Origin of the sequence: Kocuria sp. NBRC 114282, from assembly GCF_030268385.1 — a bacterium.
GTDB classification, from domain to species: domain Bacteria; phylum Actinomycetota; class Actinomycetes; order Actinomycetales; family Micrococcaceae; genus Kocuria; species Kocuria palustris.
The window spans coordinates 730,459-749,571 of record NZ_BSQO01000001.1 but is presented as its reverse complement, the minus strand read 5'-3'; the positions used below and the strand labels follow the sequence as shown (position 1 = coordinate 749,571).

16 protein-coding genes and 1 pseudogene are annotated in these 19,113 nt (G+C 70.5%); 9 read left to right on the top strand and 8 right to left on the bottom strand.

Annotated elements, in window-relative coordinates:
- Positions 1 to 63: 63 nt before the first annotated feature.
- Together QSJ40_RS03400 and QSJ40_RS03395 are read left to right on the top strand one after the other, a co-directional pair.
- Complete coding sequence (locus tag QSJ40_RS03400) at positions 64 to 1,866, top strand: acetyl/propionyl/methylcrotonyl-CoA carboxylase subunit alpha (protein WP_285728747.1); 1,803 nt, start codon at positions 64 to 66, stop codon at positions 1,864 to 1,866.
- Between the two features lie 108 nt (positions 1,867 to 1,974).
- Positions 1,975 to 2,595, top strand: coding sequence for a hypothetical protein (locus QSJ40_RS03395; protein WP_285728745.1), 621 nt, complete (start codon positions 1,975 to 1,977; stop codon positions 2,593 to 2,595).
- Positions 2,596 to 2,628: 33 nt separating this feature from the next.
- Here QSJ40_RS03395 and QSJ40_RS03390 read toward each other — a convergent pair whose 3' ends face one another.
- The 3 genes and pseudogenes from QSJ40_RS03390 to QSJ40_RS03380 all read right to left on the bottom strand — a co-directional run bounded on the left by QSJ40_RS03390 (position 2,629) and on the right by QSJ40_RS03380 (position 5,215).
- Entirely contained in the window at positions 2,629 to 3,387 is a 759-nt protein-coding gene (locus tag QSJ40_RS03390) for an AAA family ATPase (protein ID WP_285728897.1), read from the bottom strand.
- Positions 3,388 to 3,432: 45 nt separating this feature from the next.
- Positions 3,433 to 4,734, bottom strand: a pseudogene (locus QSJ40_RS03385) (transposase); the annotation flags it as partial.
- Positions 4,619 to 5,215 carry a recombinase family protein gene (locus QSJ40_RS03380; RefSeq protein WP_285728744.1) on the bottom strand — a complete coding sequence of 199 codons (597 nt, stop codon included), beginning with the start codon at positions 5,213 to 5,215 and terminating at the stop codon, positions 4,619 to 4,621. The pseudogene QSJ40_RS03385 and the gene QSJ40_RS03380, both read right to left, overlap by 116 nt.
- Positions 5,216 to 5,408: 193 nt before the next feature.
- Here QSJ40_RS03380 and cmtR point away from each other — a divergent pair, with 193 nt between their 5' ends.
- From cmtR to QSJ40_RS03360, 4 genes are all read left to right on the top strand, one after another.
- A complete protein-coding gene (gene cmtR / locus QSJ40_RS03375; RefSeq protein WP_006590980.1) occupies positions 5,409 to 5,768 on the top strand; it encodes a Cd(II)/Pb(II)-sensing metalloregulatory transcriptional regulator CmtR in 360 nt (119 codons plus the stop codon).
- Positions 5,765 to 6,367 carry a cadmium resistance transporter gene (locus QSJ40_RS03370; protein ID WP_016997609.1) on the top strand — a complete coding sequence of 201 codons (603 nt, stop codon included), beginning with the start codon at positions 5,765 to 5,767 and terminating at the stop codon, positions 6,365 to 6,367. The genes cmtR and QSJ40_RS03370 overlap by 4 nt, the downstream gene beginning before the upstream one ends.
- Positions 6,368 to 6,450: 83 nt before the next feature.
- Entirely contained in the window at positions 6,451 to 6,687 is a 237-nt protein-coding gene (locus QSJ40_RS03365; protein WP_137802233.1) for a hypothetical protein, read from the top strand.
- Positions 6,688 to 7,012: 325 nt separating this feature from the next.
- A complete protein-coding gene (locus tag QSJ40_RS03360) occupies positions 7,013 to 8,413 on the top strand; it encodes an MFS transporter (protein WP_024290065.1) in 1,401 nt (466 codons plus the stop codon).
- Positions 8,414 to 8,483: 70 nt separating this feature from the next.
- Here QSJ40_RS03360 and QSJ40_RS03355 read toward each other — a convergent pair whose 3' ends face one another.
- Complete coding sequence (locus tag QSJ40_RS03355) at positions 8,484 to 9,917, bottom strand: NAD(P)H-quinone dehydrogenase (protein ID WP_235044729.1); 1,434 nt, start codon at positions 9,915 to 9,917, stop codon at positions 8,484 to 8,486.
- A 172-nt stretch (positions 9,918 to 10,089) separates the two neighbouring features.
- Here QSJ40_RS03355 and QSJ40_RS03350 point away from each other — a divergent pair, with 172 nt between their 5' ends.
- The 3 genes from QSJ40_RS03350 to QSJ40_RS03340 all read left to right on the top strand — a co-directional run bounded on the left by QSJ40_RS03350 (position 10,090) and on the right by QSJ40_RS03340 (position 16,203).
- Positions 10,090 to 13,239, top strand: a complete 3,150-nt coding sequence (locus QSJ40_RS03350) for an ATP-binding cassette domain-containing protein (RefSeq protein ID WP_285728695.1) — start codon at positions 10,090 to 10,092, stop codon at positions 13,237 to 13,239.
- A 262-nt stretch (positions 13,240 to 13,501) separates the two neighbouring features.
- Positions 13,502 to 14,338: a purine-nucleoside phosphorylase gene (locus tag QSJ40_RS03345; RefSeq protein ID WP_285728693.1), complete on the top strand. Its 837-nt coding sequence runs from the start codon at positions 13,502 to 13,504 to the stop codon at positions 14,336 to 14,338.
- Positions 14,335 to 16,203, top strand: a complete 1,869-nt coding sequence (locus QSJ40_RS03340) for a phospho-sugar mutase (protein ID WP_278858216.1) — start codon at positions 14,335 to 14,337, stop codon at positions 16,201 to 16,203. Before QSJ40_RS03345 ends, QSJ40_RS03340 begins: the two co-directional genes overlap by 4 nt.
- A 110-nt stretch (positions 16,204 to 16,313) precedes the next feature.
- Here QSJ40_RS03340 and QSJ40_RS03335 read toward each other — a convergent pair whose 3' ends face one another.
- The 4 genes from QSJ40_RS03335 to QSJ40_RS03320 all read right to left on the bottom strand — a co-directional run bounded on the left by QSJ40_RS03335 (position 16,314) and on the right by QSJ40_RS03320 (position 19,093).
- Entirely contained in the window at positions 16,314 to 16,760 is a 447-nt protein-coding gene (locus QSJ40_RS03335; RefSeq protein WP_268143989.1) for an anthrone oxygenase family protein, read from the bottom strand.
- Positions 16,757 to 17,305: an ester cyclase gene (locus QSJ40_RS03330; RefSeq protein WP_024290059.1), complete on the bottom strand. Its 549-nt coding sequence runs from the start codon at positions 17,303 to 17,305 to the stop codon at positions 16,757 to 16,759. Before QSJ40_RS03330 ends, QSJ40_RS03335 begins: the two co-directional genes overlap by 4 nt.
- A gap of 145 nt (positions 17,306 to 17,450) precedes the next feature.
- On the bottom strand, positions 17,451 to 18,650 hold the full coding sequence (locus tag QSJ40_RS03325; protein WP_285728689.1) for an FAD-dependent oxidoreductase: 1,200 nt from the start codon (positions 18,648 to 18,650) through the stop codon (positions 17,451 to 17,453).
- A gap of 5 nt (positions 18,651 to 18,655) precedes the next feature.
- Entirely contained in the window at positions 18,656 to 19,093 is a 438-nt protein-coding gene (locus QSJ40_RS03320) for a hypothetical protein (RefSeq protein ID WP_235044728.1), read from the bottom strand.
- Between the last annotated feature and the right edge of the window lie 20 nt (positions 19,094 to 19,113).

The following is a 19,113-nucleotide window of genomic DNA, read 5'->3' as shown; positions in this document are numbered from 1 at the left end:
CCCCTGCCCAGGGGAACGCCGTACCTGCGCGCGAGCCGCGTCTTTTACAGGAGAGCAACCACAGTGACCGCACAGAAGGCCCCCGAGACCGGCACCTCCGCCGCGCGCAGACCCGTCACCAAGGTGCTGATCGCCAATCGCGGCGAGATCGCTGTGCGCGTGATCCGTGCCGCCCAGGACGAGGGGCTGACCTCGGTCGCCGTGTACGCCGATCCCGATCGCGACGCCCTGCACGTGCGCATGGCCGATGAGGCCTATGGCCTGGGCGGCACCACCGCCGCGGACTCCTACCTGGTGATCGACAAGATCCTCGACGCCGCCGCGCGCTCCGGCGCCGATGCCGTCCACCCCGGCTACGGCTTCCTGTCCGAGAACGCGGACTTCGCCGCGGCCGTGATCAATGCCGGGCTGACCTGGATCGGTCCGCCCCCGCACGCCATCTCGTCCCTGGGCGACAAGGTCGCCGCCCGCCGCATCGCCGAGGCCGTCGACGCCCCGCGCGTGCCCGGCACGACCGACCCGGTCGACAGCGCCGCGGAGGTCGTGGCCTTCGCCGACGAGCACGGGCTGCCCGTGGCGATCAAGGCGGCCTTCGGCGGCGGCGGCCGCGGCATCAAAGTCGCCCGCACCCGCGAGGAGATCCCGGAGCTCTACGAGTCCGCGGTGCGCGAGGCCGTCGCCGCGTTCGGTCGCGGCGAGTGCTTCGTCGAGCGCTTCCTGGACGCCCCGCGCCACGTCGAGACCCAGTGCCTGGCCGATGCCCACGGCAACGTGGTCGTGGTCTCCACCCGCGACTGCTCGCTGCAGCGGCGCAACCAGAAGCTCGTGGAGGAGGCGCCGGCGCCCTTCCTCACGGAGGAGCAGAACGAGCGTCTCTACTCCTCGTCCAAGGCGATCCTGCGCGAGGCCGGCTACCAGGGCGCGGGCACCTGCGAGTTCCTGGTCGGCCAGGACGGCGTCATCTCCTTCCTGGAGGTCAACACCCGCCTGCAGGTCGAGCACCCGGTCTCCGAGGAGGTCACCGGGATCGACCTGGTCCGCGAGCAGTTCCGGATCGCCCGCGGCGAGGCCCTGGGCTACGACGACCCCGTCGTGCGCGGCCACTCCATCGAGTTCCGCCTCAACGGCGAGGACCCGGGACGCGGCTTCATGCCGGCTCCGGGCACGCTGTCCACGCTGCGCTTCCCGTCCGGGCCCGGCGTGCGCGTGGACTCCGGCGTGGTCGAGGGCGAGACGGTCTCCGGCAGCTTCGACTCCATGATCGCCAAGCTCATCGTCACCGGCGCCGACCGCGACCAGGCGCTGGCCCGGTCCCGCCGCGCGCTGGCCGAGCTGGAGATCGAGGGCATGGCCACCGTCGTGCCGTTCGACCGCGCGATCGTCTCGGACCCGGCGTTCGCCCCGGCCGACGGGCAGCCGTTCGCCGTGCACACCCGCTGGATCGAGACCGAGTTCGTCAACGACCTCGAGCCGTTCGCCGGTGCCCCGGGCTCGGGCAGCGAGGCCGAGGAGCGCCAGACGGTCGTCGTGGAGGTCTCCGGCAAGCGCCTGGAGGTCGTCCTGCCGGCCACAGTGCTGGGCTCCGGCAAGCCCGCCGCAGCACCGGCGGCCAAGAACCGGCGCGAGCGCGGCCGCGGTGCCGCCAAGGCCTCCGGCGACGACCTGACCTCGCCCATGCAGGGCACCGTGGTCAAGCTCGCGGTGAAGAACGGCGCCAAGGTGTCCGAGGGCGACACGGTCGTGGTCATCGAGGCCATGAAGATGGAGCAGCCGCTCAAGGCGCACAAGGACGGCACGGTCTCCGGGCTCGACGTCTCCCCCGGTGACACCGTCTCCGCCGGCACGACCCTGGCCACCATCCGCTGAGCCGCCGGCCCGCCTGGGCCGCCTGGGCCGCCTCGTGAAGGGGCCGGATCGACGCTTCCCTGCGCCGATCCGACCCCCGGCCCCGTTTCCGCCCCCAGCCTGCCGCGCATGCGTGATCATCGCGCCCGCGCTCGCTTCTCTCGCCCCGAGCTGCGCACCGCCGCCGCTTGGAGCCGCAGCCCCCGCAGCCTCGCCGGCGACCCGAGCTTCGAACGAGTCACCCGCAGCCTCTGGGCCAGGCTGCCACCCGCTGCGCGTTCACGGACGACGACGGCCGCGGACCAGCTCGTCTCCGTGGGCGAAGGTGAACCGCAGCCCATCCTGAGGGTCTGGGAGCGAGCCGCGCTGCTGCAGCTGCACTACGCGGACAGCCTTCTCGTCTCCCACCTGAGTGCTGCGCAGCTGTGGGGGCTGCCACTGAGCTCCTCACCCGCGCCCTGGACGCGCGGATTGCTGGGCGAGGAGTCCCGTTTCCGAGCGCTGGAATCCTGGCCGCAGCTGTCCTGCGTGGAGCAACGGCAGAACGAGCACAGCGGGGCGATGCTCCTCCACAAGAGCCTCGGGCTGCGTTCGGTGCTGCTGAGGCTGCTCGTCGTGCGCACTGGATTCGCTGAGCCATCCGTGAACCTGCCGATCATCGTGCGGGACGGGTCGCGGTTCGTGCTGGACCTGGCCTGGCACGAGCAGCGCACGGCGCTCGAGTACAACGCCTGTGACTTCGTCTGCTGAATGGCGGGGTTCTTCGGTCGCTTCGTGGCGGGGTCAGGTGACACCGATGACCAGGGTGCTCTGTGCGGCTTCGATGACGTCGTTGGTGATGGTGTCGAGTTCGTTGATCTTCAGGACCCGCTGGATCTGGGGGAAGAGGCGTTCGAGGAGCCGGAAGTTGCCGCGGGTGATCCGTGCGATGGCTGCGATGGCTTGGGCGTCGGTGAAGTCGTCGGGGTCGAGGGTCTTGCCGAGGGATCGCCAGTGTCGCTCGAGGACGAACAGCAGTTCGTCTTGTCCCAGGGGCCGGTACTGGTGGGCGAAGCCGACTCGGCTGTAGAACTGGGGGTAGTGGCTGAACTGCTTCTCCAGGCCGGGCATGCCGATCAGGATCAGGGCGATGTCGTCGCGGTCGTAGCGATCGCGCAGCAGTTCCAGAGCGGCGGGACGCAGTCGTTCGGCCTCGTCGACGATGATCAGCTCCACGTAGTTCCTGCCGTGTCGCCATCCCCAGGCCTCGGGAGTGGCCGTGCCGGGAGGTACGAGGTGCTGCTCGATGCACATGTTGGTGCGGGTGATGGCTTGGGTCAGCTCGTCCTTCAGGGTCCGCGGGGTGGTCAGCACGCTGGGGGTGTAGAGCACGGTGCGGCTCCGGTTCAAGGCGGCGTAGATCTTGGCGTCGTTGTCGGAGCGCGGCCCCCAGTAGGTCAGCAGGTCATGAGCCTTCTCGTAGTGTGCGTAGCGGCGCGCGGAGAGTGTCTTTCCTACGCCGGCTGATCCGAAGCACAAACCGATGGCGTGCCCGCGGCGCACGGCCTGGTCGTGGTGCTCTTGGTTGACGGCCTTGCAGACGAATTCGTCGTGATCGAAGACGCGGATCTCGGTGATGTCGCGGGGGTCGTAGCGGATCACGACCGAGCGTCCGACGTAGCCGGCCAGAGTTGGCGAGACGTAGCGCAGGCCCTGGAAGCGGATGCCATCGCGGCGCACGACGCGGGTCTTGGCGACGGTCAACAGCAGTCTGTCGAGGTCTTCCAGGCTCTCGGGCATTCGGGGCAGCCAGCCATCGGCGATCCACGCGCTGCGCGGGGAGGTTCCGAGCTCGCTGTGCGTGCGGTCATTGTAGGTGGCCACGAACGCCTCCAGGGCGCTATCGAGGGCGGCCAGGGACAGTTTCGGTGTCGGCCAGGGGTGCCCTTCGGTGATGTGTCCGGGCAGGGTGGCGAGTAGCTCGGTGTTGATGGTGCCGAAGAACCGCTCGATCTTGCCCCGTCCCTGGGGTCGGGCGACGGTGGAGTGGATCAGTCGGATGTGGAGGTCGACGGCGGTGTGGGCGAGCTGGTCACTGGTGAAGTCGCTGCCGTGGTCGACGTAGAGCACGTCGGGCAGGCCGCACATCGGCCAGGCCGGGTCGGTCTTGTGCCAGATCGCTTGGCGCAGCGCCAGGGCGGTGTTCATCGCCGACGGTGCGCCCAGGAAGACTGTGTAGCCGCAGACCGCCCGGGAGCAGTCGTCGAGGATCGTTGTCAGCCATGGCCGTGTGGGCTTGCCGTCGGTGCCCACCACCAGGATGTCGAGCATGGTGTGATCGGATTGCCACATCGCGTTGGGCAGCTCTGCTTGCCGGCGTAGCACCAGCTCGTGCTTGTCGCGGTAGGACGCTGCGCCCTCCAGGGCGAGGGTGACCATGCCGGGATCCAGGGTCCGCACGATGTCCCACACCACCGAGTAGGAGGGGACCGGCCACCTCCGGGCGGCGCAGATGCCCGTGACTTTGCGATGGATCGTGGCGATGGCCGGCCGCGGCTTGCTCAGTGCCAGGCCCTCGATCAGGTCGACGAGGTCGGGCGGAAGGCGGCGGGAGCCGGCGTCCGCCCGTGAGGCTGTCTCCAGTCCGGCGTAGCCGTCGGCGCGGTAGCGGGCGTGCCAGCGCTCCAGGGTCCGCAGCCCTACATCGGTCTCGCGAGCTAAGCGCGCGAGGGGCACCTGGTCCTCGACGTGGAGCCTGAGGATTCGCCACCGCGCTCGAGCGTCCACGACGCACCTACTGCAAGGCGTTCTCGCACCCGCGCTCGGCGCGCTGAAGGGCGCGGTAGACCGTGGAGCGGCCCACGCTGAACAGCTCGGCCAGCTCGCCCACGGTGTGCTCGTCGGCAGCATGTAGCTGGACGAGGTGAGCTTCTTGCCGGGGGGTGAGTTTCGGTGACTTCCCGCGCAGCCGGCCCTTGGCCTTGGCGACCTTCATCCCCTCGCGGGTGCGGGCACGGATGAGGTCGGCTTCGAACTCGGCGACCATCGCCAGCACGTCGAACAGCAGTTTCCCCATCGGGTCGGTCGGGTCGTACACCGATCCGGCGATGCTCAGCTTCACTTCCCGCGCCGCGAGGTCGTCGGCGATCTGGTGGGCATCACGGACTGAACGCGCCAGCCGATCGAGCTTGGTGACCACGAACGTATCGCCGTCCCGACAGGCAGCCAGCGCCTGCCGCAGGCCCTCACGGTCGGCGTTGCGGCCCGTGAGCCCGTGATCGACGTAGATGCGCTTGGGGTCGACGCCGAACGCCGCGAGTCCGTCACGCTGCGCGGTCAGGTCCTGCTCGTCGGTGGAGACTCGGGCATAGCCGACCTTCAAGGGGGACATGCTCCCCAGTGTGTCATATAGCCTCCCTTCACCGGACAGTTCACCGGACGGGTCTTACGGGACAGACCGCCAGGCGTGCCGTCGTTCCTCTCGATAAGTAGCGGTGGTGTCCGGTGAGGGTTCCCCTTACGGGCATGCGATCTGGGCTGACGCCTGTGACCGAGTGTTCAGTGCGCGCTGTATAGTTCAGTCCATGCTGACTATTGCTTCGCGTCTCGACGTGATGAACCGCCTGGGTCGTGCACTGGCCGACCCCACTCGATCCCGGATCATCTTGACCCTGCTCGACCATCCCGCTTACCCGGCGGAACTGGCCCGAGATCTGGACCTGACACGCCCGAACGTGTCCAACCACCTGGCATGCCTGCGCGATTGCGGGATCGTCGTCTCCGAGCCCGAGGGTCGTCGGACACGATATGAGATCGCCGATTCGCACCTGGCGCAGGCGCTGACGGCACTGGTCGATGCCACCCTGGCAGTGGACGAAGACGCCCCGTGCATCGATCCCGCCTGCTCGCTTCCCGGATGCGACGCAGCTGGGGAGGGCGCATGATCCTCACCTCGGTCTTGCAGGCGATGGGCCTGTTCGCAGCGACCAACATCGACGACATCATCGTGCTCTCCCTCTTCTTCGCGCGAGGGGCAGGCCAGCGCGGCACTACCGCCCGCATTCTGGCCGGCCAGTACCTCGGATTCGCCGGCATCCTCGGTGCCGCGGTCCTGGTGACCATCGGTGCCGGAGCATTCCTGCCCTCGGCAGCCATCCCGTACTTCGGTCTCATCCCTCTGGGCCTCGGCCTCTGGGCCGCATGGCAGGCCTGGCGCGGAGACGATGACGACGATGACGACGAGGCCAAGGTTGCCGGCAAGAAGGTCGGCGTGTGGACAGTCGCAGGCGTCACCCTTGCCAACGGCGGCGACAACATCGGCGTCTACACCCCTGTCTTCCTCAGCGTGGAACCTCTCGCAGTAGTCGCCTACTGCATCGTCTTCCTCGCGCTCGTCGCGGTCCTGGTGGCCCTGGCAAAGTTCGTCGCCACCCGCCCCCCGATCGCCGAAGTGCTCGAACGCTGGGAGCACATCCTCTTCCCCATCGTTCTCATCGGCCTCGGCATCGTGATCCTCGTCAGCGGCGGAGCCTTCGGACTCTGACGTAGCGGCAGCGATCCAAACGGCCCCGACCGGGCGCACCCCTCTCGGTTCAGACCGCGACACCTACCTGCAGCCAGTCCTGCGTGATCGCGGCAACAAGACCGCCACGGAGCGCTGCAAAAACCCCGCCACCAAGCGAACGAAGCCACAACAACGCCCGCGTCCATGACGAGGACCGGAAGACCTACGGCGATGAGCAGCACCGGCTGCACCTCCTAGCCGATGCCGGCTGGTACGTCCGCACGGTGGTCGCCGCCGACCTCAAGGATCCGCAGCGCACGGCCGCCTTGCTGTACTGGCTGCGCACGCACCTCGCCTGATCAGCCCTCCTCGCAAGCCCGCGAGCCTGTGCCCTGCGCCTGCATCGGGGGTCGAGATCCCGTTTCCGTGCATCCGCGCCGCCGAGATCCCGCGCAAATGCGGCAGATCGCCGAATCCGCGCACGGAAGCGGGATCTCGACCAGACCTCTGCACGGAAACGGGATCTCGGCGCGCGCGGTGCGGAGAAGCGCTGGCTCGGCCCGCGTGCAGGCGTGCGGGGGCGTGGCGGTCGGCAGACGACCACATAGTGAGACTGAATATCACGATACGGTCACGGCTCAGTCGCCTGTCGGGCGTTCCCATCACCTCGTGGAAAGCACCGCCATGTCCTCCTCCGCCGAGCCTGCCGCGCCTTCCGCCGCAGCCGTCGACAGCACGCCCCCGGTCAACCGCAGCAAGGTCGTCCTGGCCTCGCTGATCGGCACGACCATCGAGTTCTACGACTTCTACATCTACGCCACCGCCGCCGTGGCGGTCTTCCCCGTCCTGTTCTTCACGGGCGAGAACGACACCGCCAAGCTGCTGGCCTCCATGGCGACCTTCGGCGCCGCGTTCGTGGCCCGCCCCATCGGCTCGGTGCTCTTCGGCCACTTCGGCGACCGCGTGGGGCGCAAGGCCACGCTGATCGGCGCGCTGCTGACCATGGGCATCGCCACGTTCCTGATCGGCCTGCTGCCCACGTTCTACGCGATCGGCATCTGGGCGCCGCTGCTGCTGACGATCCTGCGCTTCTGCCAGGGCCTGGGCCTGGGCGGCGAGTGGTCGGGCGCCGCCCTGCTGGCCACGGAGTACGCCGAGGAGGGCAAGCGCGGCCGCGCGGCCATGTGGCCCCAGCTCGGTGCGCCGTTCGGATTCATCCTGGCCAACGGCTTCATGCTGCTGCTGACCATGGCCATGGGCTTCACCTCCGGCGCGGTCGACGGCCTGGACCACGGCTTCCTGGCCTGGGGCTGGCGCATCCCGTTCCTGGCCTCGATCGTCATGGTGGCCATCGGCCTGTACGTGCGCTTCGCGATCGCGGAGACCCCGGTCTTCCAGCAGGCGCTGGACGCCAAGCAGGATGTGAAGTCCCCGCTGGGCGAGGTCTTCCGCACCTCCTGGCTGCAGATGATCCAGGGCACCTTCATCATGCTGGCCACCTACGTGCTCTTCTACCTGATGACCGCGTGGATCCTCTCCTACGGCATCGGCTCCCCCGACGCCGGCATGCTCGGCATCCCCTACCGCTCGTTCCTGGTGATCCAGCTGATCGCGGTCCTGCTCTTCGCCGGCATGGTCCCGGTCTCCGGCTGGCTGGCGGACCGCTTCGGGCGCCGCTCCTCGCTGCTGGTGATCACGGCCGCCATCGTGGGCTTCGGGCTGATCTTCGGCTGGTTCATCGCCCCGGAGAACCTCGGCACCGGCACGGAGATCAACATCATCCGCCTGCTGTGCTTCCTGGCGCTGGGCATGGCGCTGATGGGTCTCACCTTCGGCTCCATGTCGGCGGTGCTGCCGGAGCTGTTCCCCACGAACGTGCGCTACACGGGCTCGGGCATCGCCTACAACGTGGCCTCGATCCTGGGCGCTGCGCTGACCCCGTTCGTGGCGGTGTGGCTGACCTCCCGCTTCGGCGTCTCGGCGGTGGGCATGTACCTCTCGCTCGCCGCGGTCATCACGTTCATCGCCCTGTGGTGCTCCCCGGAGACCAAGGACGTGGACATGCGCTCCGTCGGGACCCGCTGAATCCGCCGCCGGCACGACGGGGGCCCTGGAGCTGTCAGCTCCAGGGCCCCCGTCGTGCTCGCCGAAGGGCTCACAGGCGCTGGTGCAGGCGACGGGCGGCCTCCGAGATCGTGCCGGACAGCGACGGGTACACGGTGAAGGTCTCCGCCAGGTCATCGACCGTCAGCCCCTTGGACACGGCCACGGAGAGCGCGAAGATCAGCTCCGAGGCGCGCGGACCCACGACCACGCCGCCGAGCACCGTGCCGGGGCCCTTGCGGGCGATGACCTTCACGAAGCCGTCGTCCACGGCCATCATCTTGGCCCGCGGGTTGTTCGGCAGCGGGATCTTGTGGACGTCTGCCGCGTAGCGCCCGGAGCGGACATCGCCCTCGGTGATGCCCACGGAGGCGATCTCCGGGGAGGTGAAGATGTTGGAGGCCACGGTGGACAGCCGCAGCGGGCGCACGGCATCGCCCAGGAAGTGCGAGACCGCGATCCGCCCCTGCATGGCCGCCACGGAGGCCAGCGGCAGCTTGCCGGTGCAGTCGCCGGCGGCGTAGATCGACGGCACGGTGGTCCGCGAGACGCCGTCGACCTCGATGTGCCCGGACTCGGAGACGTGCACGCCGGTGTTCTCCAGCCCGAGCCCCTCCGTGTTGGGGACCCCGCCCACGGCCATGAGGCAGTGCGAGGCGGAGATCTTGCGGCCGTCGTTCAGGGTGACCACCACGCCGTCGTCGACGCGCTCCACAGAGGCGGCGCGCGAGCGGGACATGACGTTGAGCCCGCGGCGCTCGAAGACGTTCTCGAGGACCTCGGCGGCGTCGGCGTCCTCGCCGGGCAGCACCTGATCGCGCGAGGAGACCAGGGTGACCTTGGCGCCCAGCCCGTTGTAGGCGGAGGCGAACTCGGCGCCGGTCACGCCCGAGCCGACCACGACCAGGTGCTCGGGCAGGTCAGTCATCGAGTAGAGCTGCGTCCAGTTGAAGATCCGCTCCCCGTCCGGGCGGGCGGAGCCGAGCTCGCGCGGGTGGGCGCCCACGGCGATCAGCACGGCGTCGGCTTCGAGGTCGTACTCCATGCCGTCGGCGGCGACCACGTGCACGGTGCGGTCATCGAGCATCGAGCCGCGGCCCTCGACGATGTGCACGCCGTCGCGCTCCAGCCCGCGGCGGATGTCGCGGGACTGGGTGACGGCCAGGCGCAGCAGCCGGGTGTTGACGACCTCCAGGTCGACCTCGAGCCCGTTGAGGCTGTCGTCGTCGCTGGTCGCCCCGGCCACGTGGACGCCCAGGTCCTGCGCCTCGGTGAAGCGGTTCATGGTGTCCGCCGAGGCGATGAGAGTCTTGGAGGGGACCACATCGGTGAGCACGGCGGAGCCGCCCATGCCCTTGTCCTCGATGATCGTGACGTCCGCACCCAGGGTCCGCGCATGGAGAGCGGCCTCGTAGCCTCCCGGGCCTCCGCCGATGATCACGAGTCGTCTGGTGGGCTTGCGCTGAGAGTCCTGGGATGAGATCACGAGGTCATTGTGCCAAAGACGACGGCGACGCCGGGTTCGCGCGTGAGCGCCCTCACCGCCAGCGACAGGCCCGAGCGGCGTCACAGTTCCCGCACCTGCGCGCGTGCCGATATATTCGCGGTCGTGAAGACGGGTGCGGCGCGCCCGTCGATGACGCGACCTTGAAGGCCTCATGCACCCCCTGTCCCTGGACCTCGCAGGTCAGAACCGACAGCTCGACCCCCGGCGCCCGTGGACCGTGGGCTCCTCCCAGTTCGCCGATGTCCGCATCGATCACCCAGGCGTTCAGGACATCCACCTGATCCTGCGGTGGTCCGGGGCCTCCTGGACGATCGAGGACCGCGGCTCGGAGACCGGCACCGCGTTCAACGGCTTCCGCCTCCACGCCCACATGGCCGCTCTGCTCGAGTCCCCCGCCCAGATCACCCTGGCCCCGGACACCGGGCGCGGCTTCGTGATCGCCATGACGCCGCAGCGCCCGAGCGCACCGGCGGCCGGGCCGGGTCCGTCGGGCGCGGGTGCCGCGGGCCCCTCGTCGACGACGGCCCCCGGCGCGCGGTCCGCGAGCGCCGCTCAGGCTCCGGGTCAGCAGACGGGACAGGGGTCGACGCCCGCGGACGCCCAGCAGGCACAGGGGCAGCGCAGCGCCTCGCCTCAGGCGCCGGGCCAGCAGGGCTCCATGCAGCAGGCCACCGGGCAGCACGGCTCTGCGCAGCGAGCTCAGGACCAGCAGGGCCCCGCGAACCGTGCCCCGTCGCACCAGGCGCCCGCACCCCAGCCGCCGGCGGCCGATCCGGCCCAGGCGCGTCCCGTCGATCTGCACTCCGAGGACATCCAGCTGGCCTCGGTCGAGCCGACCGTGTTCGCCCTGCCCGTCGAACAGGCCGCCCAGGACCGAAGGAACCGCGAGCGCAGCACTGAGCAGAACCGCCCGGCCCGGGAGCAGTCCGGCCCGTCGCTGGATGACATCCACTCCGCCGAGATCCCCGCGGCCTCGGCCGAGCCCACGGTCTTCGCGGTGTCGATGAACCGGGAGCTGGCCCCGCAGCGGGAGCAGGGCCCTGATGCCGAGGACGCCTCGGGCGCGGATCCGGCCGTGCAGATCGAGCAGCGCTCGTGGGTCAACCGCCCCGAGGCCGCAGAGATCCTGCGCGCCCCGGAGGAGGACGCCCAGCTGCGCTCCGGCATGCGCCTGTCGCCGGCGTTCCGGGCCCGTGAGATCGGCGGGACGCTGACCGTCGGACGCGATCCGTCGGCGGACGTGCTGATCGACGGCCTGCTGGTCTCGCGCCGCCACGCCCAGGTCAAGCGCACCGAGCGCGGCTCGATGCTCACCGACCTCGGCTCCACGAACGGCACGTGGGTCAACGGCCAGCGGATCTCCGGGACCGTCGAGCTGCTGCCGGGCGCGCAGGCCGTGATCGGCGGCGTCCCCTTCCGCCAGACCGAGGTCGGCCTGGCGGAGGTCGTGCGCACCGAGGGCAACACCTCGATCATGGTGCAGGACCTGACCTACACGGTCCCCGACCGCAAGAACCCGCGCCAGCGCAAGACGCTGGTCGACGACATCACCCTGGAGATCCCGGACCGGTCGCTGATCGCCGTGATCGGCCCGTCGGGCGCCGGCAAGTCCACGTTCCTGAACTGCATGCTCGGCGACGTCAACCCGGATCAGGGCCGTATCGAATACCACGGTCTGGACATGGCCCAGTTCGGCTCGGCGCTGTCCTCACAGATCGGCATGGTCCCGCAGGAGGACGTGCTGCACCGCGAGCTGACCGCCCAGCAGGTTCTCGAGTCCACAGCCGCGCTGCGCCTGCCCGAGGACGTCGATCGCAAGTCCCGCAAGGCGCGCATCGCCTCAGTGCTCGATGCCCTGGGCCTCACCGAGCACGCGCGCACCCCCGTCTCGCAGCTCTCCGGCGGCCAGCGCAAGCGCGTCTCGACCGCCATGGAGCTGCTCACGGGCCCGCGCTACCTGTTCCTGGACGAGCCGACTTCCGGACTGGACCCGGACATGGACTTCGAGGTCATGGACCTGCTGCGGCGCATGGCCCACGGCGAGGTCGGCGGCGCGGACGGCTCGACCGTCGTGGTGATCACCCACTCGACCGCGAACCTGGACCTGGCCGACCGAGTCCTGGTCCTGGCCCCGGGCGGCTCGGTGGCCTACTTCGGCGAGCCCGCCGGGATGATGCCGTACTTCGAGCGCTCCCAGGGCCTCGGCCCGCAGGTGCGCGAGGTCTACAAGGGCCTCAAGGACGACCCCGCAAGCGCTGCGGCCGCGTTCCGGCACGAGAACGACGACGACGCCCCCCGCGAGCGCGTCCGCGCCCAGACGCCCACGGCCGCCCCGCATGCGTCGTCGCGACGCGGCCTGTTCCAGCTCTCGGTGCTGCTGCGGCGCCAGATCCAGCTCATGCGCACGGACGCCATGTCGGTGCTGATCACCACGGTGCTGGCGCCTGCGCTGCTGGCCCTCCTCGTGCTGGTGGTGCCCGGCGATCACGGCCTGACCATGCCGGAGTCCACGGACTCCGAGGTCAACCAGCCGCAGATCCTGCTGATCGTCATCCTGCTGGCGGCGGTCGCCCTGGGCCTGTTCCCCGCCTGTCGCACGTTCCTGGACGAGAAGCGGATCTTCCTGCGCGAGGCCCGCACGGGCCTGGGCGTGTGGCCCTACGTGGGCGCCAAGACGCTCGTCACGATCTCCACGTCACTGGTGCAGTCGCTGATCCTGGTGCTGGCCGTGCTCGCGCTGATCCCGAATGAGCCCATGGGTGCCTGGGGGCCCATGTGGCTCGAGCTGTGGATCGTGACGTTCCTGCTGACCATGACCTCGTGGCTGCTGGGCTTCCTGGTCTCGGCCATGGTCTCGCGCTCGGATGTGGCCATGAACGTGGCCTCGCTGCTGGTGGTCGTGCAGCTGATCTTCTGCGGCGGGCTCTTCGCAATGGACGGTGCCACCGACGGCATCTCGCGCGCCGTGCCCACCCGATGGGCGTACGCGGCCATGGGCCAGACGGGCGATCTGAACGAGATCGTGCGCGTGGCCGCGGTGACCCTGCCGCAGGAGGAGGCCAACGCCGATCTGCAGGAGGAGCACGACGAGGCCGCCCAGAAGGCGCGCGATGCCGGGACCCCCGAGCCGCCCGCTCCGCAGATCCCCGAGGTCGATGACTCCAGCGCCGTGCTCGACCCGCTGTGGAAGCGCAGCACGCTGAACTGGTGGGGCTCCACGGGCATCACCGCCGGCTTCGGGATCGCCTTCCTGCTGCTGTCCGTCTTCCTGATCCGCAGGACCAAGCAGCGCAAGCGCTGACACGACTGGCCGTCGCGCCCGTCCCGCCTCGCGGCGGGGCGGGCGCTGCGCTTCTCGGAAGGACCCCGCGAGGTCATCGCGCTGTCGCTGCGAGCTGTCGTCGCGACGGGCACGGATCTGCTTTGCGGCGTCCGAAGCCGCTGGCAGGATGAGTGACGACGAGGGCGTCGACAGCCCGGTCCGTGCACGCACCGGGACGCGGTGCGCCGCAGGCCGGTCGACGCCAGGACGAGCACCGATCCCGCCTCTGGAGGCCCGCACCGTGACGCAGCAGCCCGCATCCGCCGATCCCTTCGCCCAGACCGACCCGTTCGAGCTCGCCCAGCGCGCCGCCCAGGCCCTGCGCGAGCGCACCGGGGTCGAGACCCACGAGATCGCGCTGACCCTGGGCTCCGGCTGGGGCGGAGCCGCCGATCTGCTCGGCGAGACTGTCGCGGAGATCCCCGCCCCGGAGATCCCCGGCTTCTCCAAGCCCGCGCTGGAGGGCCACGTGGGGACGCTGCGCTCGATCCGCCTTGCCGACGGCCGCCACGCGCTGGTCATCGGGGCCCGCACCCACTACTACGAGGGCCGCGGCGTGCGCGCCGTCGTCCACGGCGTGCGCACCGCAGCCGCTGCCGGAGCCTCCACCATGGTGCTCACCAACGGCTGCGGAGGCCTCAACCCGGACTGGGCTCCCGGCACCCCGGTGCTGATCTCGGATCACCTGAATCTCATCGGGCGCTCTCCGCTGGAGGGCGCCACCTTCCAGGACCTGACCGATCTGTACTCCTCGCGCCTGCGCGATCTGGCCCGCACCGTGGATCCCTCGCTGCCGGAGGGCGTCTACGCGCAGTTCCCCGGCCCGCACTACGAGACCCCCGCCGAAGTGCGGATGGCCGGGGTGCTCGGAGCGGACCTGGTGGGCATGTCCACCGCGCTGGAGGCCATTGCCGCCCGCCACGCCGGCCTGGAGGTCCTGGGGCTGTCCCTGGTCACCAATCTGGCCGCCGGCATCCAGCAGACGCCGCTGTCGCACCAGGAGGTCGTGGAGGCAGGGCAGGCCGCCGGACCGCGCATCGCCGAGCTGCTCGCGCGCATCGCGGGTGAGATCCGATGAGCGCCGAGCACAATCCCGTCGGCACCGCCGAGGTGCAGGCCGCCGCCGAGGGCGCCAAGCTCCTGCTGGCCGTGCGCGAGTGGATCGAGCAGGATCCGGATCAGAATGATCGCGACGAGCTGCGCGGGCTGCTCGAGCAGGCCCAGGACCCGTCGGCCCCGGAGGATCAGGCGCGGGAGGCCGTGGCCACGCTCGCCGAGCGCTTCAGCGGGACCCTGCAGTTCGGCACGGCCGGTCTGCGGGCCGCGATCGGCGCCGGACCCATGGGGATGAACCGCGCCGTCGTCCAGCGCGCGGCGGCCGGTGTGGCCGCCCACGTGCTGGCCGTGGCCGGAGCCGAGCCGGCGCCGAAGGCCGTGATCGGCTTCGACGCCCGCCACCGCTCGGCGGTCTTCGCCCGCGACACCGCCGCGGTGCTCACCGCCGCCGGGCTGAGCGTCGAGCTCATGCCGCGCCCGCTGCCCACTCCCCTGCTCGCCTGGGCTGTGCGCGATCGCGGCGCGGAGACCGGGATCATGGTCACCGCCTCTCACAACCCGGCCACGGACAACGGCTACAAGGTCTACCTGGGCGGGCGCTGCGTCGAGCCGACCGCCCGCGGCTGCCAGATCGTCCCGCCGCACGACGCCCAGATCGCCGAGCGGATCGAGGCCGTGGGCGATCTGCGCGAGCTGGAGCTGGCCGAATCCGGCTGGCAGATCCTGTCCGAGGACATCGACCGGCAGTACCTCGAGGCCGTCGCCGATCCGGAGGCTGAGCGCAGCAACTCCCCGCGGATCGTGCTCACCGCCATGCACGGCGTCGGCGGCCCCACCGCCCTCGCCGCGCTGGAGCGTGCCGGCTTCGATGACGTCCATCCCGTGGCGGAGCAGTTCGAGCCAGATCCCGAGTTCCCCACCGCGCCGTTCCCGAACCCCGAGGAGCCCGGGGCGCTGTCGCTGGCGCTGGCTCTGGCCCGCAGGCTCGACGCCGATCTGGTGCTGGCCAACGACCCCGACGCCGATCGCTGCGCGGCGGCCGTCCCCGATCCGGCGGATCCCCGCTCCCAGGACGGTTGGCGCGCGCTGAGCGGGGACGAGGTCGGCGCCCTGCTCGGACTGGCGGCCCTGCGCCGCCTGAGCGAGTTGGCCGGCTCCGCCTCTGCCGCGGGCACTGCGCAGGCGGCAGGTCCGGCCGCCTCGGCATCGCCCTCCGAGACGGCGGAGGCGCAGCCGTCCGCGCCGGTCCTGGCGAACTCGATCGTCTCCTCGCGCCTGCTCGGGCGCATGGCCGAGTCCGCCGGGGTCGCCCACCGCGAGACGCTGACCGGCTTCAAGTGGATCGCCCGCGTGCCGGGGCTGGTCTACGGCTACGAGGAAGCGCTGGGCTACTGCACCGCTCCGGAGATCGTGCGCGACAAGGACGGGATCACCGCCGCCGTCGCGATCGCCGAGCTGGCCCGGGCGGCTGCCGCCCAGGGGCGCACCCTGGTCGATGAGCTCGACGACCTCGCCCTGCGCCACGGCCTGCACGCCACGTCGCAGCTGTCGATCCGAGTGTCCGATCTGGAGCTGATCCCGCGGATGATGACGAGGCTGCGCGAGGACCCGCCCCGCGAGCTCGCGGGCTCCGCTGTGGCTTCCGTCGAAGACCTGGCGCACCCGGAGCCGGACTCGGACCTGCTGCCCACCGAGGGCATGCGCCTGCTGAGCGAGGACGGAACCCGAGTCATCGTGCGGCCCTCGGGCACGGAGCCCAAGCTCAAGTGCTATCTCGAGACGGTCATGCAGCTCGGGCACCGAGACGAGCTTCCCGCCGCCCGACGCCGCGCACAGGATCGTCTGGAAGCGCTCACGGAGCAGCTGCGGGCCCTCTTCACCGCCTGACGGCTCGACCCAGCACGTCACCCTCCCGCGCCTGCGTGCCCGGATGCCCTTGGAAGATGCGAAGCCGCATCGAGGCACGCAGGCGCGGGTTGGGGTCGGGCAATGCCGGATCAGCTCACGGCCACATGCGCGCAGACCAGCGCGAAGCTGATGAGGAACAGCCACGAGCGCACGCCCTGGAAGACCTCCCAGAGCCGTCGCATGCCGGACCAGGCTCCTGCCGTGGACTCGTCGTCCTGCCAGAAGTGCGTCCGGAAGTTGATCGGCACGTTAACGATGATCGTGGTGATCAGCGCGATGCCCCAGAGCACAGCCGCCAGCACGGGCAGGGTGGCTCCGCCCAGGTCGACGGCCCCGGAGATCAGCAGCACGAGCGAGGCCGTCATGAGCACGGGCATGATCCGCCCGAAGGTCTTCACGAGCCCCTTCTCGGCGATCACGTGGTTCTGCCGGTCGAGCTGGCGCAGCACCGGGTGCACGAACGCGTAGGAGCCGAACTCGGCGCAGGCGGTGAAGCCCGGGACGAACAGCCAGAGGAAGGCCAGCCAGGCCGTCATCGGCGCTTCTTCAGGCGGTCGGACAACCGCGTGCCGAAGGACATGGCGTAGGCCATCGGCTTGGGCATGGAGCCCGAGGGCATCATGCCGATCGACTGGGCCATGCCCATCTGATCGGCCTCCTGCCAGCCCTCGATGATCTGGCCCTCATCGGACCAGCGCACGATGCTGATCGAGTCGAACACGACCGGGCGGCCCGTGGCCGGGTAGCCCATGAAGGTGCCGGTGTGGGTGCCGGAGCCGTGGAAGACGACCGTGACGAGGTCGCGCTCGCAGATCATCTCGGTGATCTCCACGTGGAAGTCCGGGACGGCCTCGAACACGCGGTGCATGGCCTGGAACATGCCCTCGTGCCCGGGCGGCAGCCCCTCGCGGATCTGGTCGTGGAAGACGACATCGGGGTGGACGGCGCGCTTGGCATAGTCCCAGTCCTGGCGGTTCCAGGCGTTCTCGAGGTAATCGACCATCAGCATGCGGTTGCGCTCGATGTCGAGTCCGGGCCGCGACGGCTCGGCGGGGGTCGGGGCGGGCTGGGCGTCGGTCATGGTCTCGCGCTCCTCGGGGTCGGGGTGGTCTCGGTGGGGTGGGTGGGTTCGGCTGCCTCATCGAGGTCGGGTCGGGCGGCCCGTCGGGGTCCGTCGTCTCGACGACGGCGCCCGACGGCCGGTCCTGCTGCTCGGTGGCGGCCCATCAGTGCTCCTGGTGCGCCGCGCTCAGCGGCTGGACGGGGCCCAGCGCCTTGAGCTGGGCCTTGGCATCGGCGGCGAAGATCCGGGGCGTGACGGCCGGGCCGAAGCGCTTGAGGAACTGCGCGTTCAGTGCCGGGCCGATACCGGGGCGGTGTGCCGAGGCGCCGACTCCGCGCGAGGCCCGGGCGATCATGTTGGCCGTGGGCCGGCGGGCGGACTCGTAGGCGCGCAGCGCCTCGGTGATGCCGCGGTCCTGAGCCAGCAGGGAGCCCAGGACCACGCCGTCGCTGAGCGCGGTGCCCGCTCCCTGGCCGAGGTCGAAGGTCATGGCGTGGGCGGCGTCGCCGGCCAGGGTGATGCGGGCGCTGCCCCAGCGCCGCAACGGCGGCTGATCCATCGTGTCACGGCGGGTGATGACCTCGGTGCGCGAGACCAGCTCGGCGGCCACGGGATCCCACTCGGCCAGCAGCGAGGCCATGGACAGCTGCGAGCCCAGGCTGTCGCCCTCCGGGGAGGGCCCGGAGGGGCGAACGCACCACCACACGATGGTCTCGTCGTCGAGCCAGAAGTGCGCGAAGCGCACCGCCGCGCCGTGCATGATGCGGAACGTCCCGGGCATCGCACCGGTCACCGGGGCCTGGGCCATGCCCCAGAAGTGGGCGTAGCCGGGATGGCGCGGCGGATCCGCGTGGTGCAGGGTCGCCCGCACCGCGGAGTTGATGCCGTCGGCGCCCACCACCGCGTCGAAGCGGTCCTCGGTGCCGTCGGTCAGCACGACCCGCGGCCCGCCTGCGGCGTCGAGGACCTCGCGCACGTTCGTGCCGCGATGGAAAGTCATCTCGGGCGAGCTGTCGGCGATCACATTGACCAGATCGGCGCGCTTGATCGCGATCGGCACGGAGTCGTCGAACTGCCGGCCCTCGGCCACGGTGTCGATCGTAGTGAACTGCTCGCCGCGGGCTCCGGACATCTCGAAGCTGGTGATCGGCGAGCTCACCTCCCGCGCCCGGTCCATGAGCCCCATGCGCTGCAGGGCCATGACCCCGGCGTACCACAGCACATAGCAGCCGCCGTCCCTGGACTCCAGGGTGGGGCGGGCGTCGAAGACGTGCACGTCCCAGCCCCTGCCCTGCAGGGTGCGCGCGGTGGCCAGACCCGCTGGGCCTGCTCCGATGATGGCCAGTCGACGACGTTCCAGCACTGTCCTCACCTCTTGACGGCTGATGCGACGAGCGCTCCGCCCAGGGTCACGAGCCCGGCCGCCAGGGTGACGGCGCCCGCCTGGACGAGGACGTAGAGCTCATTGGGCTCCTCGCGGTTCTCACCGTTCGAGGAGAGGAAGAATCCGGCCGGCATGAGCACGGCCGAGGCCGGCACGGCCCAGCGCGCCACCTGAAGCGCGGGGCCCTTCAGCTCGGTCTGCTCGGCCAGGATGACGGTGACGGCTCCCAGCGTGGCCAGGGATCCGGCGTGGCCGTGGCCCGAGCGCGCGAAGGTGCGCTGGAACTCGGTGCCCTCGGCCTCGCCCCGGGTCAGGGCCAGGACGTAGTTGCCCCCGGCCTCGATTCCGATCGTGGCCAGCAGCAGCAGCCCTTCAGCGGCGCGGGCTCCTCGGCGCAGCGGCTTCATGGTGGTCTCCTTCATGGGGTCGTTGACTGTCGGTC